Below are 12,696 nucleotides of genomic sequence, written 5' to 3'. Positions count from 1 at the left end.
GAAAAGAAGTGCGGCGCTCGCGTGCCGCGCTTCTTGTAGGGATTCCAGATTGTACCGGTTCTAAAACGATCTCTCGATGCGCGGCCGCGTCACGCGGTGGCAGACCGCGGACGCAGCCCCGCCGGCAGATGCGCCGCGAGCCAGGCGGCGATCGCAAGCTCGTTGCGATGGTAGAGCAGGCCTGCGGCGATCACGGCAATTCCGATCAGCGACAGCGAGAACGGAAACCACAGCGAGTCCTTGAAGACGACGTCGGCGAGATGTCCGAGATAGATGCAGATGCCGAACGCGCCGAACACCGCATAGGCGCGCCGCATCAGGATCACCGCAACCGCGACCAGACCGACATTGAGCAGGCAATAGACCGCTTTCGAGAGTTCGGTTGACCCTTCGGACGCGGTGATGCCGCCCCAGAACGCCATCAGGCCGAACAGATGCAGCCAGAACGCAAAGTCACCATTGCGGCTGCGATAGTCGACGATCCAGGCCACCGCGAGCACGGCCAATCCGAACCACACCGACACACGGCGCCGCGTCTCGAAGTCGGCATAATTCGGGCCGCTGAACCATGGCGCCAGATCCATCGACATGAACCACAGCGCAAACGCGATGATCGCGACGATGAAGGCGAAGCGGAAGTAGCGCAGCGCGACGATGCCGGCGGCAACGGTCGCGATCTCCATGAATATCCAGCTGCCCTTCACCCAGATGTAGAAGTCCTGCACGGTTCCGGGCTTGCCGAACTTGCCCCACCAGCCGAGCTCGTCCTGGATGCCATAGACCGCAAGCGGCGCCATCGAGACCGCGATCGCGATCAACAGGCCGCCGGGAACCCGCAGATCCCTGCCGTACCAGAGGTGGTGACCGGCCACCGCGAATGCGGTGGCGTAGGCGATCGCACACGCCGTCAGCGCCCGGCCGCCCATCTGGGTGAACGCCAGGGTCGAGAACAGGCCCATGGCGCCGATCACGATCAGCGCGCCGACGTACCAGAGCACATGGGCGGCATCGAACCTGGCCGCCGGGCTTGCGTCGCCCGCCGCGCCCTGCCCGTCATGGCTCGCCAGGAAGGCAAGCAGCCGGTCCAGGTCAGCCGCGCTGATCACCCCGGCATCGGCGGCGTCCCGGAGATTCTTCGCTGAATATGGCATGCGACTATCCTCATGGCCGGTTCCGCTCCTCCCCCAATGACAAGGAAAGAGGCGTCTCTCCTGCATGAGTATATCGGAACGTGAGCAACGTTCAATATTTTGTTGAGCGACGCTCAAGATATTTTGGAAGCGGACTCAAGCCTGCCCGGCTAGCCGGATGGCTACTCGCTATTCTGCCAGCGCCTTCATTTCCTTGTAGAGATCCGACTTGCCCTCGAAGCCGATGCCGGGAAGGTCGGGCATGAGGATGTGGCCATTCTCGACGCGCACGCCGTCCGGGAACCCGCCATAGGGCTGGAACAGATCGGGGTAGCTTTCATTGCCGCCGAGGCCGAGGCCGGCCGCGATGTTGAGTGACATCTGGTGGCCGCCATGCGGGATGCAGCGGCTCGGCGACCAGCCGTGGGTCTTCAGCACCGCGAGCGTCCGCTGATATTCGCAGAGCCCGTAGGACAGCGCGCAGTCGAATTGCAGCCAGTCCCGGTCCGGCCGCATGCCGCCGTAGCGGATCAGGTTGCGCGCATCTTGATGGCTGAACAGGTTCTCGCCGGTCGCCATCGGACCCGGATAGAACTCCGCCAGCGCGGCCTGCAACGCGTAGTCGAGCGGATCGCCGGCCTCCTCGTACCAGAACAGCGGGTACTCCCGCAGCATCTTGGCGTAGGCGATCGCGGTCTCCAGATCGAAGCGGCCATTGGCGTCGACCGCGAGTTGTGCCGCGCTGCCGATTTCCTTCAGCACCGCCTCGATGCGCTCGCGATCCTCGGCGAGCGGCGCGCCGCCGATCTTCATCTTCACGACGTTGTAGCCGCGGTCGAGATAGCCGCGCATCTCCTTGCGCAACGCGCCGAGGTCCTTGCCCGGATAGTAATAACCACCGGCGGCGTAGACGAAGACGCGCGGATTGGCTGATAGCCCGTGGCGCTCGGCGAGCAGCCGGAACAGCGGCTTGCCCGCGATCTTCGCCACCGCATCCCACACCGCCATGTCGATGGTGCCGACCGCGACCGAACGCTCGCCATGGCCGCCCGGCTTCTCGTTCGACATCAGCGTCGACCAGACCTTGTCCGGATCGAGATTGTCACCGGCGGCATCGAGCAACGATTTCGGATCGGCCTCGAGCAGACGCGGCGCAAAGCGCTCGCGGATCAGACCGCCCTGCCCGTAGCGGCCGTTGGAATTGAAGCCATAGCCGACCACCCGCTTGCCGTCGCGCACGACATCGGTGACCACGGCGACCAGGCTCGTGGTCATCTTGGTGAAATCGATATAGGCGTTGCGGATCGGCGAGGAGATCGGCTTTGTCACCTCGCGGAGATCGACGATGCGGACGGACATGGTGAGCTCTTCAAGTTAGGCTTGCCGCCTCTCCTCATCGTCATTGCGAGGAGCGAAGCGACGAAGCAATCCATTTCTCAACGAGCGGAGGCATGGATTGCTTCGCTTCGCTCGCAATGACGGTGGAGGAAGCGCCTCAGGACTTCGCCTTGTCCCGGAAATACGGCTCGACCGGCCCGTGCACCTTGATGGTCAGCGGATTGCCGTAGCGGTCCTTGGCGTTGCCGGCGGTGACCCGCACCCAGCCTTCGCTGATGCAGTACTCCTCGACATTGGTCTTCTCGGCACCCTTGAACCGGATGCCGACATCACGCGAAAGAATCTCCGCGTTGTAGTACGGGCTGTTCGGGTCGACCGAGAGGCGGTCGGGAAATTGGTCGTTGGTGTCGTCGCTCATAGCAGCGCCTCGATTTCCTTCTTCAATCCTTCGGGTCGGGCGGTCGGCGCATGCCGCGCCACGACCTTGCCGGCACGATCCACCAGGAACTTGGTGAAGTTCCACTTGATCGCCGGCCCGAGCAGGCCCGATTTCTCACGTTTCAGATGCTCGTACAATGGATGCGCACCTGAGCCATTGACGTCGATCTTGGCGAACATCGGAAACGTCACGGCGTAGTTGGTCTCGCAGAACGCCGCGATCTGTTTCGCATCGCCCGGCTCCTGCGCGCCGAACTGGTTGCAGGGAAAGCCGAGCACGGCAAAGCCGCGCGGCGAGAGGCCGGCATGCAGCTCCTGCAGGCCCTTGTATTGCGGCGTGAACCCGCAGGCGCTCGCCGTGTTCACGATCAGCAGCACCTGGCCCTCGAACCGCTGCAGCGGCACCTCGTCGCCTGTGAGCGACTTGGCGGTGAAATCGTAGACGGTAGTCATCTCAAACCACCGGATCGATCGGCGACGACGGCGTGCCGCCGGCTTCCACCGCCTCACCCGCGGCAAGGCAGAGGTCCTCGCGGTAGCGGCCGGCGACCAGCTGCACGCCGACCGGAATCCGCCCGACGAGGCCGGTGGAGACGACAAGCCCGGGAAGACCCATGAAGGGGATCGCGATCTGCGGCAGCTGCGCGTGCCACACCCGCGCGAACGACGCCTCGTCCTTGCGGTCGAGATGATCGGGGAACGGCAGCTCGCCGGAGACCGGCATCAGCAGCACCGGATATTTGTCGAAGAAGGCAAACCATTCGCGGGTCAAGGTCGCGCGGCGGGTCAGCGCCTGCGACAGGTCGAACGGATGCACCCTGGCGCGGACGCCGCGCAGGCAGGCCAGCGCGCCGGGATCGCCCTCGCGTTCGGCAAACGCAAGCTGGGCCTCGTAGCCGTCGCCGAGCCAGAGCCGGGTCTGGATCTCGGCCGCCTCGCGCAGGGACGGCGTGTCGGCGATCTCCTCGACGATCCAGCCGGCCTCTCGCAATCGCCTGCCGGCATCGGCCACCGCGGCGACGACTTCCGGCACCGGGTTGAGGCCATCGGGATTGAGGCACATCGCAACGCGCTTCTCGCGCGGCGGTCCCTCGAGCGGCACCGGCGCATACCAGGGATCGCGATAATCCGGCGCCGACATCGCCGCGAGCGAGATGCGCAGATCGTTGACCGTGCGCGCCAGCGGGCCCGAGACCGCGCTGATCTGCGGCCCGATCGGACGCTCCGGCAATGCCGCGTTGAAGGCGGGGATGCGGCCCATGCTCGGCCGCAGGCCGTGCACGCCGCAGGCATAGGCCGGATAGCGGACCGAGCCTGCGATATCGGTGCCGTGCGCGATATGGCCGATGCCGGCCGCGACCGCGGAGCCCGCGCCGCCCGACGAGCCGCCCGGCGTGATGCCGGGATCGCGCGGGTTCTTGGTGTCGCCGTGAATGAGATTGGTGGTGAACCAGCGATAGGAGACCGCCGGACAATTGGTGCGGCCGAGCAGCACGGCGCCGGCCTTGCGCAGATTGGCGACCACCGGATTGTCGACCTTGGCGATCAAGTCGCGCTGCGCCTTCAACCCGTTGGTGGTGGCGTAGCCCTCCTGGTCGACATTGACCTTGATGGTAACAGGCACGCCGGCCAGCGGCCCGACGGCCTCACCGCGCGCAATTGCCGCATCGATCTTGGCGGCCTGTGCCAGCACGTCGTCCGGCCGGTGATCGACGACCGCATTGATCTTCGGGTTCACCGCGTCGAGCCGGGCGAGCCCAGCCTCGGCCGCCTCCTTCGCTGACACCTTCTTGGATTTGATGAGGGAGGCGAGTTCAGCCGCCGACAGACGCCAAATATCCTGCATGTGCTACTCCGTATGACGCAGGCGTTTTAGCCCCACACGAAGAGCAAGGCCAGCGGCCGGCCGCCTGATGTTTCAGCGGACATGCGCGATGTAATAGGCAAGGTCGCCGATCTGCTCCTTGGTGACCGTCTGCATCACGTCCGCCATGGTGGCGTCGTAGCCGTGGCGGCTGTTGTCCTTGTATTCGGCCAGCGTCTTGGCGAGGTAATCCTCGCGCTGGTTGGCGATGCGGGGGACGTTGTCCTTGCCCGAAAAATCGGTGTTGTGGCAGCTGTTGCAGCGGTTCTGCTGCGCCAGAGCCTGGCCACGCGCCATCCGCGCCGGATCGCCGACATCCGCGGGCGGCGTTGGCTTCGGCAAGGTGGCGATGAAGTCCGAGAAGCTGCGTAAATCGTCGTCGGTCATCGGTTTCGCCATCTCGTTCATCGGGTCGAATACCCTGAGCTTCTCGCGAAACATGAAGAGCTGGATCAGCGCATAGGGCGCCTGCTGGCCGCCGAGCGAGGGCGTGTTCTCGGTTTCCGACGTGCCGTGCTCGCCATGGCAGGCAAAGCACGCCGCCGCGCGCTCCTGGATGGTCTCGGCATTTGCGGAGAAGCTGAGAGCGGCCAGCGCCGCGGCGATTGCGAGCTTACGCATCGGTCCATCCTTACGTGCAGTTCAAAAGAAAATCGGGGGCAGCAGACGCTGCCCCCGATCTCTGGTTTCAGCTTACTGATTGGCGACCTTCGGCTTGCCGTAGCTGATGCGATAGACCGCGCCGTTCCAGTCGTCGGAGACGAGCAGCGAGCCATCCTTCAGCAGCATCACGTCGACCGGGCGGCCGACATACTTGTTGTCCTCGAGGAAGCCGGTCATGAACGGCTCGACCGACTTCACGGTGCCGTCCTTGTTCAGCTTGACGACGACGACGTCACCGCCCTGCTTCTGCGACTTGTTCCAGGAGCCGTGACGCGCGACGAAGATCGCGTTCTTGTAGGCCTTCGGGAACTGGCTTCCGGTGTAGAAGCGCATGCCGAGCGAGGCGGTATGCGGACCCATCAGGCCGACCGGCGCGGTGTAGTCCTTGCAGTTCTTGCCCCAGCCGAGCTCCTGGTCGATGATGTTGCCCTGGTAGCAGTAAGGCGCGCCGAAATCCTCGCCGGCCTTGGTGACGCGATTGAGCTCGTCTTCCGGCACCGTCTCCGACAGCCAGTCGCGGCCGTTGTCGGTGAAGTACATCTGCTTGGTCTCGGGATTCCAGTCGAAGCCGACCGAGTTGCGCACGCCGAGCGCGTAGACCTCGGCGCCGGAGCCGTCGAGATTCATGCGGCGGATCTGACCGTGATCGGCGTCGTGCAGCACGTTGTTGCCGGGCTGGCCGACCGGGACATAGAGCTTGTTGTCGGGGCCGATGGCGATGAACTTCCAGCCATGCGCCTCGTCCTTCGGCAGCTTGTCGTAGATGACGGTCGGCTTCGGCGGATTGTCCAGATTGTCCTCGATCTTGTCGATCTTGGAGACCTTCGACAGCTCGGCGATGTAGAGCGTGCCGTCCTTGAAGGCGACGCCGTTCGGGCGGTAGAGGCCGGAGGCGATCACCTTGACCGAACGTTTGCCGTCCTTGTTGACGATTGCATAGACCTTGTCGACGAGCCGGCTGCCGACGAACACGGTGCCCTTGTCGCCGAGCGCCAGCGAGCGCGCATTGGCCATGCCCGCGGCATAGACCTCGACATTGAAGCCGGCCGGGACCTTGAGCTTGGCGAGCGGCAGCTTGTCGGGCGCGGTCGGCAGCGGCGGGGGTGCCACCGGCGCGAGCTTGGCGGCGGCCTCATTGTCCGGACGCCCGATCAAGGGCGAGCCCGGCGGCAGCGGCTGGGCGGCGGGCGCGGCACCTGCGGCGGGCGCGGCCGCCGGCTGTTGCGCCGCAGCAGAGAGCGTGAACGCTCCCAGCATGGCCCCCGCGAGCAGCAGGCTGCGCGGTGCGAACGAGTGTTTTTTCATGATGATCTCCCCTGGGTGGAAGCCGTTGTTGATTGCGCCATTGACGTCAGCCGGCGCGGTTCGGCTTTCCGTTCATAGTCTTGCGAATTTGTCCGGACAATTGCAATCGGAAACATGCCGACACCAGCCAACGCATGGTTGTGGCCACGCGACGTTGCCGGTGTCTCTCAGTGCCGTGTCATCGAGTGGTCCGGGCGATCGAGAATCGCCTCCGTGAATGGAAACTCCAGCACGATCTCGCCCTCGTCGTCGGTGACCTCGATCACCGCGCCGAGCAGCGCGCCGTCGGCCCCCTCGGTCTTGAGCAGTTCGCGAATCATCGCCCGTGCCATTTCCCACGCGCGATCCGGGTCCCGCAGGATTTCACCATCGGGGTCGGAGATCAGCTCGTCGCCGATACGGGTATTGAAGAAATAGCGTGGCATCGGCTGAACTCGGCTCGGTTAGTCGCTTCCCGTCACCGGGAAGCACGGAATCGTCATCAGGACCTTCGGAGGATCGCGTGGTCCCTGTTTCTTAGTCCAAGATCAACATTCACCGTGTGGCGAACAACAGGAAAAAGGTCTGATCCCACCGGGTTTTGACCGGAAATGCGCGCACAAATTTGTGAGTGGGTCGGATTTGTGTCTCGCAGTGCAGCATGCGCTTCCGCAGGGCCGCTTGCGAAAAATTTAAGTGGCGAACTTTTCGAACCGCAGTAGTTTAACCTCTAGGGCGGAAAGTTCGTCCGGTTGCAACAAGGAGAGCCTAATGGCCTGGAAAGCACCGAAGATCGTCGAAGTGTCGGTCGGCATGGAAATCAACATGTATATGTGCGCCACCCGCAAGTAAGCGGCAGCGCCCTATACACGTTTAGCGTTTTAGCGCAGGTGGACATCCGGGCGTAACGCGCTCCCGAGCATGGGGGTGTGTTCCAAAGCCGGGGTCCACCTCGTAACGTTTCTGGGTCCGAATTATTTGGGTCCGAGTTAAACGTCTCCAGGGGACGGATCATGCTTCGTGTCGTCGTCCTGGGTGCCGCGGCGGGTGGCGGCGTTCCGCAGTGGAACTGCGGATGTGCCGTCTGCAGGACGGCGCGAAGCGACCATCCCGAATTGCAGAGCACGCAAGCCTCGATCGCCGTCAGCGGCGATGGCGCGCACTGGTTCCTGGTCAACGCGTCTCCGGATCTCCGTCAACAGTTGATCGCGACGCCGCAACTGCATCCGAAGCACGGCGCCTTGCGCCACAGCCCGATCGCCGGCGTCATCCTCACCAATGGCGAGATCGATGCGGTCGCCGGGCTATTGTCGATGCGCGAGGGCTCGCCATTTGCGATCTACGCCCATGAACGGGTGCTGGCGATCCTGCGCGCGAACAGCATCTTCAACGTGCTGAGCGAGAAAAACGTCGCGCGCCGGCCGATCGCGGTCGATCAGGCGTTCGAGCCGGCCCTGCCCGACGGATCGCCGTCGGGGCTCGAGGTGCTGCCGTTCGAGGTTCCCGGCAAGGGCGCGTGGTATCTCGAGGGCAAGGCGCACCCGGCGGGCGCCGACGGCGTCGGCGATACGCTCGGCCTGCGTATTGCGGACAGGCGTAGCGGCCAATACTTCTACTTCCTGGCCGCCTGCGCCCGGGTGACCGACGACCTGAAATCACGGCTCAAGGGCGCGCCCTTGGTGTTCTTCGACGGCACGGTGTGGCGCGACGACGAGCTGATCGCGGCGGGCCTTGGCAACAAGACCGGCCAGGGCATGGGACATATCGCCATGTCGGGCGATCAGGGCGCGATCGCAAGCCTCGCCGGGCTCGACATCGGACGAAAAGTGTTTTTGCATATCAACAACTCCAACCCGGCGCTGCTTGGGACCTCGGCCGAACGCAAGGCGGCCGAACAGGCGGGCTGGCAGATTCCCTCCGACGGAACGGAGATCGTGCTGTGAATGTCGTGCCTACGAATGGAATGACCGCGCTCTCGATCGGCAAGGGCATCACGCTCGACAGTGCCGAGGAGATGGAGGCAACGCTGCGCACGATCGGCGCGACGCGCTATCACAGCCTGCATCCGTTCCACCGCCTGCTACACGGCGGCAAGCTCAACAAGGGCCAGGTCCAGGCCTGGGCGCTGAACCGCTATTACTACCAGAGCACGATCCCGCTGAAGGATGCGATGGTGATCTCGCGCTTCCGCGACCGCAACACCAGGATCGAATGGCGCCATCGCATCGAGGATCACGACGGCGATCTCGGCAATGAAGGCGGCATCGAGCGCTGGCTGAAGCTCACCGAAGGCCTCGGCCTCGACACCGCCTATGTCGAGTCCACCGAAGGCATCCTGCCGGCGACGCGCTTTGCCGTGGAAGCCTATGTGCATTTCTGCCGCGACCGCACGCCGCTGGAGGCGATCGCCTCCTCGCTCACCGAATTGTTCGCGCCGAACCTGCACGAGGAGCGTATCTCCGGGATGCTGAAGCACTACGACTTCGTCAATCCCGACATCATGAGCTATTTCAGCCGCCGCCTGACCCAGGCGCCCCGCGACGCCGGCTTTGCGCTGGACTACGTCAAGCAGCATGCCAGGACGCCGGCCGAGCGCGAGGCGGTCTGCAACGCGCTGATCTTCAAGACCAACGTGCTGTGGGTGCAGCTCGACGCGCTCTATCACGCCTATGTCGAGGGCCAGATTCCGCCCGGCGCCTTCGTGCCGAAGACGAGCTAGAGACAACATCATGGCCAGCAGCCGCAATATCAGCGTCAGCGAGACCAGCCGGCCGAAACTGCCGCGCCATGCCAGGCTGAAATTCGACGAGACGCGGCAGGTCTGGGTGATCCTGGCGCCGGAGCGCGTGCTGGCGCCGGATGAAATCGCGGTCGAGGTGCTGCAGCTCTGCGACGGCGTGCGCAGCGTCGCCGAGATGGTGGACCAGCTCGCCGAAAAATACGCCGCGCCACGCGAGGCGATCGCGACCGACGTGATCGCGATGTTGCAGGATCTGGCCGACAAGGGCTTTCTCACCGAAGCGCGCGAGAGCACGGCATGACTGACACGCTCGCCGGTAGCAAGACAACGACAGCAGGCCCGGCCGACGGGCTCGCGGTGCTCGAGCAAGCGCGCTCGGCGGCGGAGACCTACGGCATCCCGCTCGCGGTGCTGCTCGAGATCACCCACCGCTGCCCGCTGCAATGCCCGTACTGCTCCAACCCGGTCGAGCTCGACCGCGGCTCGACCGAGCTCACGTCAGAGGAATGGAAGAAGGTGCTGGGCGAACTTGCCGAGCTCGGCGTGCTGCAGGTTCATTTCTCCGGCGGCGAGCCGACCGCACGCAAGGACATCGTCGAGCTGGTGCAGCACGCGACCGATGTCGGGCTCTATTCCAACCTGATCACTTCGGCGGTGTTGCTGACCAGAGACAAACTGTCGGCGCTGGCCGATGCCGGCCTCAGCCATGTGCAGATCAGCTTCCAGGGCAACGAACCCATGGTTGCCGATCGCGTTGCCGGCCTGAAGGACGCGCACAAGAAGAAGCTCGAAGTCGCGAAATGGACGCGCGAGCTCGAGATGCCGCTCACGGTGAACGCCGTGATGCATCGGCAGAACCTGCATCAGCTGCCCGACATCATCCAGATGGCGGTCGACCTCGACGCCGACCGGCTCGAGGTCGCCAACGTGCAGTATTACGGCTGGGCGCTGAAGAACCGCGCCGCGCTGATGCCGACGATCGAGCAGATCGAGGAAACCAGCCGCATCGTCGAGGAAGCTCAAGTGCGCCTGAAGGGTACGCTCGCGATCGACTACGTGGTGCCGGACTACTACGCGCTGCGGCCGAAGAAATGCATGGGGGGCTGGGGCCGCCAGTTCTTCAACATCTCGCCGGCCGGCAAGGTGCTGCCGTGCCATGCCGCCGAGAGCATCACGGGGCTCGAATTCGAGTCGGTGCGCTCGAACCATTCGATCGCCTGGATCTGGCAGAACTCGGAGGCCTTCAACCGCTATCGCGGCACGGGCTGGATGCCGGAGCCGTGCAAATCTTGCGAGTTCCGCGAGGTCGACTACGGCGGCTGCCGCTGCCAAGCGTTTGCGCTGACCGGCGATGCCGGCAACACCGACCCGGCCTGCGCGCTGTCGCCGCGGCATGAGGAGATCTTCAAGCAGGCCGAGCAGGAATCCGCGGGTGCGCAGAACCGCTTCGTCTACCGCAACTTCGCCGGCGGCACGCTGGAGACGGACGAAGGCAAACGCCCGGACGACGCCAATGGCGCCTGACGCCGATGCCGGCAAGGCCGCAAGGCGCGCCGATCCCTTCGCTCCGCTGACGTCGGAATGGCTCGATGTCGGCGACGGCCACGATCTCCATGTCGAGAGCGTCGGACGTGAAGGCGGCATCCCCGCGGTCTACCTGCATGGCGGCCCCGGCAGCGGCTGCCAGCCGGATCATCGCCGCCTATTCGATCCCGAGCGCTTTCACGCCGTGCTGTTCGACCAGCGCGGTTGCGGCCGCAGCCGGCCAAAGGGCAGCCGCGACACCAACACGACGCAGCATTTGATCGCCGACATGGAGAAGATCCGCGAACGCTTCGGCTTTTCGCGCTGGATGGTGGTCGGCGGCTCCTGGGGCGCGACGCTGGCGCTGGCCTATGCGCAGGCGCATCCCGAGCGGGTCAGCGGGCTGGCGCTGCGCGCGACGTTTCTCGGCACCCGCGAAGAGCTGGAGGACGTTTTCCTGCGCGCCCTGCCGCGCTTCTATCCCGATCTCGCCGAGGACTTCCTCAACTTCCTGCCCGAGCACGAACGTGCGGCGCCGCTTGCGGCCTATTACCGTCGCATCCTCGATCCTGAGATGGCCGTGCATGCGCCGGCCGCGCGCGCCTGGCACGACACCGAACGCACGCTGTCGGAGCACACGCCGAAGCAGACGCGGCTCGACCTGACAAAGACAGCAGGCGCCCTGCCCTCGACGCCGTTCATGGAGGCGCACTACTTTGCCAATGGCTGCTTCATGCGGCCGAACCAGCTGATGAGTGAGGCCGGCAAGCTCTCCGGCATTCCCGGCATCCTGGTGCAGGGCCGCTACGACCTGCTGTGCCCGCCCGCGACATCGCACGCGCTCGCCGCGCGCTGGCCGGGCAGCGAGGTCCGCATCATCGACGGCGCCGGCCACATCCTCTACGACCCCGGCATCCGCAACGCCGTGATGAAGGCGATCGCGGATTTGGCGGCAAGACAATGACCCGGGCGCGTACTCATAACTGGAGCGCCCGCAAGGCGAACTAATCGGACAGTGAAGACGACAGGAGTTCAACCTGTCCGTCCAGGGTCTTTTAGATTTGTCGTACCAGGTCGTTTGCCGCTTCGTCTGTCCAATCAGGATTAAGATGTGAAGATGCCCGCCGAATAATCGGCATGGCCTTCCTCGTGCCGGCCACGCATCGCGGCCGCGTGCTCTCGCTCGAATGGCGGCGCTCAATCCTCCGATGAGCTCGGCTTGATGTTACCGACGACCATGTCGCGCAGGGCCCTTCGCAGCACGGCGATATCTTTCGCCCCGTTCAGTTGCTCGAACTCTCGCTGGGCACGCTGCCAAAGCGGAGCGGCCTTGTCGTGAAGGCGGCGGCCGGCATCAGTCAGCTCAATGAGGCGGCTTCGTCCATCGGTGGGCGAGGACCGGATCAGAACGAAGCCGTCACGTTCCAGGAAGCCGACCATCTTGCCCATGGCGGTCCGCTCGATATCGAGCTGCTCGGCGAGCGCGTTGACGGCTGCGCTACCGAGTTCGTTCAGCGCCGCCAGGGTGAGGAACTGCGTGATGCGCAGGCCAACCGGTTCGAGATGAGCGTCATAGAAACGCGAGATTTGCCGGTTGGCCTTCCTCATGGCGAAGCAGTTGCATTGATCGATTCCCAGAGGCTTGTTCACCGGCAACACTCCTTTCGTTCTCGCTTCTATCGCAGCCGGCGCCGCGAATACAGCAGCGGCGCGGC

General features: G+C 64.6%; 15 protein-coding genes. 6 read left to right on the top strand and 9 right to left on the bottom strand.

The window, feature by feature from the left end; translation table 11 throughout:
- Positions 1 to 89: 89 nt before the first annotated feature.
- The 8 genes from AC066Y_RS05640 to AC066Y_RS05605 all read right to left on the bottom strand — a co-directional run bounded on the left by AC066Y_RS05640 (position 90) and on the right by AC066Y_RS05605 (position 7,163).
- Complete coding sequence (locus AC066Y_RS05640) at positions 90 to 1,151, bottom strand: hypothetical protein (RefSeq protein WP_478273013.1); 1,062 nt, start codon at positions 1,149 to 1,151, stop codon at positions 90 to 92.
- 168 nt (positions 1,152 to 1,319) lie between these two features.
- Entirely contained in the window at positions 1,320 to 2,489 is a 1,170-nt protein-coding gene (locus AC066Y_RS05635; RefSeq protein ID WP_478273012.1) for a mandelate racemase/muconate lactonizing enzyme family protein, read from the bottom strand.
- A gap of 136 nt (positions 2,490 to 2,625) precedes the next feature.
- Positions 2,626 to 2,886, bottom strand: coding sequence for a DUF3297 family protein (locus AC066Y_RS05630; RefSeq protein ID WP_092116110.1), 261 nt, complete (start codon positions 2,884 to 2,886; stop codon positions 2,626 to 2,628).
- Positions 2,883 to 3,359, bottom strand: coding sequence for a glutathione peroxidase (locus AC066Y_RS05625; protein ID WP_478273011.1), 477 nt, complete (start codon positions 3,357 to 3,359; stop codon positions 2,883 to 2,885). The genes AC066Y_RS05630 and AC066Y_RS05625 overlap by 4 nt, the downstream gene beginning before the upstream one ends.
- A 1-nt stretch (position 3,360) precedes the next feature.
- Positions 3,361 to 4,752, bottom strand: a complete 1,392-nt coding sequence (locus AC066Y_RS05620; RefSeq protein ID WP_478273010.1) for an amidase family protein — start codon at positions 4,750 to 4,752, stop codon at positions 3,361 to 3,363.
- Between the two features lie 72 nt (positions 4,753 to 4,824).
- Positions 4,825 to 5,391: a c-type cytochrome gene (locus AC066Y_RS05615; protein WP_478273009.1), complete on the bottom strand. Its 567-nt coding sequence runs from the start codon at positions 5,389 to 5,391 to the stop codon at positions 4,825 to 4,827.
- Positions 5,392 to 5,463: 72 nt separating this feature from the next.
- Complete coding sequence (locus tag AC066Y_RS05610) at positions 5,464 to 6,738, bottom strand: PQQ-dependent sugar dehydrogenase (RefSeq protein WP_478273008.1); 1,275 nt, start codon at positions 6,736 to 6,738, stop codon at positions 5,464 to 5,466.
- Positions 6,739 to 6,905: 167 nt separating this feature from the next.
- Positions 6,906 to 7,163 (bottom strand): DUF6894 family protein, encoded by a 258-nt coding sequence (locus AC066Y_RS05605; protein WP_478273007.1) that lies wholly within the window; start codon positions 7,161 to 7,163, stop codon positions 6,906 to 6,908.
- 325 nt (positions 7,164 to 7,488) lie between these two features.
- Between AC066Y_RS05605 and pqqA the strand changes: the two genes are divergently transcribed.
- The 6 genes from pqqA to pip all read left to right on the top strand — a co-directional run bounded on the left by pqqA (position 7,489) and on the right by pip (position 11,945).
- Positions 7,489 to 7,569, top strand: a complete 81-nt coding sequence (gene pqqA, locus AC066Y_RS05600; RefSeq protein ID WP_035635412.1) for a pyrroloquinoline quinone precursor peptide PqqA — start codon at positions 7,489 to 7,491, stop codon at positions 7,567 to 7,569.
- Between the two features lie 161 nt (positions 7,570 to 7,730).
- Positions 7,731 to 8,660 carry a pyrroloquinoline quinone biosynthesis protein PqqB gene (gene pqqB, locus AC066Y_RS05595; RefSeq protein ID WP_478273006.1) on the top strand — a complete coding sequence of 310 codons (930 nt, stop codon included), beginning with the start codon at positions 7,731 to 7,733 and terminating at the stop codon, positions 8,658 to 8,660.
- A 20-nt stretch (positions 8,661 to 8,680) separates the two neighbouring features.
- Positions 8,681 to 9,436, top strand: coding sequence for a pyrroloquinoline-quinone synthase PqqC (pqqC, locus tag AC066Y_RS05590; RefSeq protein WP_478273377.1), 756 nt, complete (start codon positions 8,681 to 8,683; stop codon positions 9,434 to 9,436).
- 10 nt (positions 9,437 to 9,446) lie between these two features.
- Entirely contained in the window at positions 9,447 to 9,758 is a 312-nt protein-coding gene (gene pqqD, locus AC066Y_RS05585) for a pyrroloquinoline quinone biosynthesis peptide chaperone PqqD (RefSeq protein WP_478273005.1), read from the top strand.
- A complete protein-coding gene (pqqE, locus tag AC066Y_RS05580) occupies positions 9,755 to 10,981 on the top strand; it encodes a pyrroloquinoline quinone biosynthesis protein PqqE (protein WP_478273004.1) in 1,227 nt (408 codons plus the stop codon). The genes pqqD and pqqE overlap by 4 nt, the downstream gene beginning before the upstream one ends.
- Positions 10,971 to 11,945 (top strand): prolyl aminopeptidase, encoded by a 975-nt coding sequence (gene pip, locus AC066Y_RS05575; RefSeq protein WP_478273003.1) that lies wholly within the window; start codon positions 10,971 to 10,973, stop codon positions 11,943 to 11,945. Before pqqE ends, pip begins: the two co-directional genes overlap by 11 nt.
- A 233-nt stretch (positions 11,946 to 12,178) precedes the next feature.
- Here pip and AC066Y_RS05570 read toward each other — a convergent pair whose 3' ends face one another.
- Positions 12,179 to 12,640 carry a MarR family winged helix-turn-helix transcriptional regulator gene (locus AC066Y_RS05570; protein ID WP_478273002.1) on the bottom strand — a complete coding sequence of 154 codons (462 nt, stop codon included), beginning with the start codon at positions 12,638 to 12,640 and terminating at the stop codon, positions 12,179 to 12,181.
- Positions 12,641 to 12,696: the final 56 nt, after the last annotated feature.

It is taken from the genome of Bradyrhizobium sp. USDA3010 (genome assembly GCF_056429065.1).
This window is presented reverse-complemented; position numbering and strand designations above follow the sequence as displayed.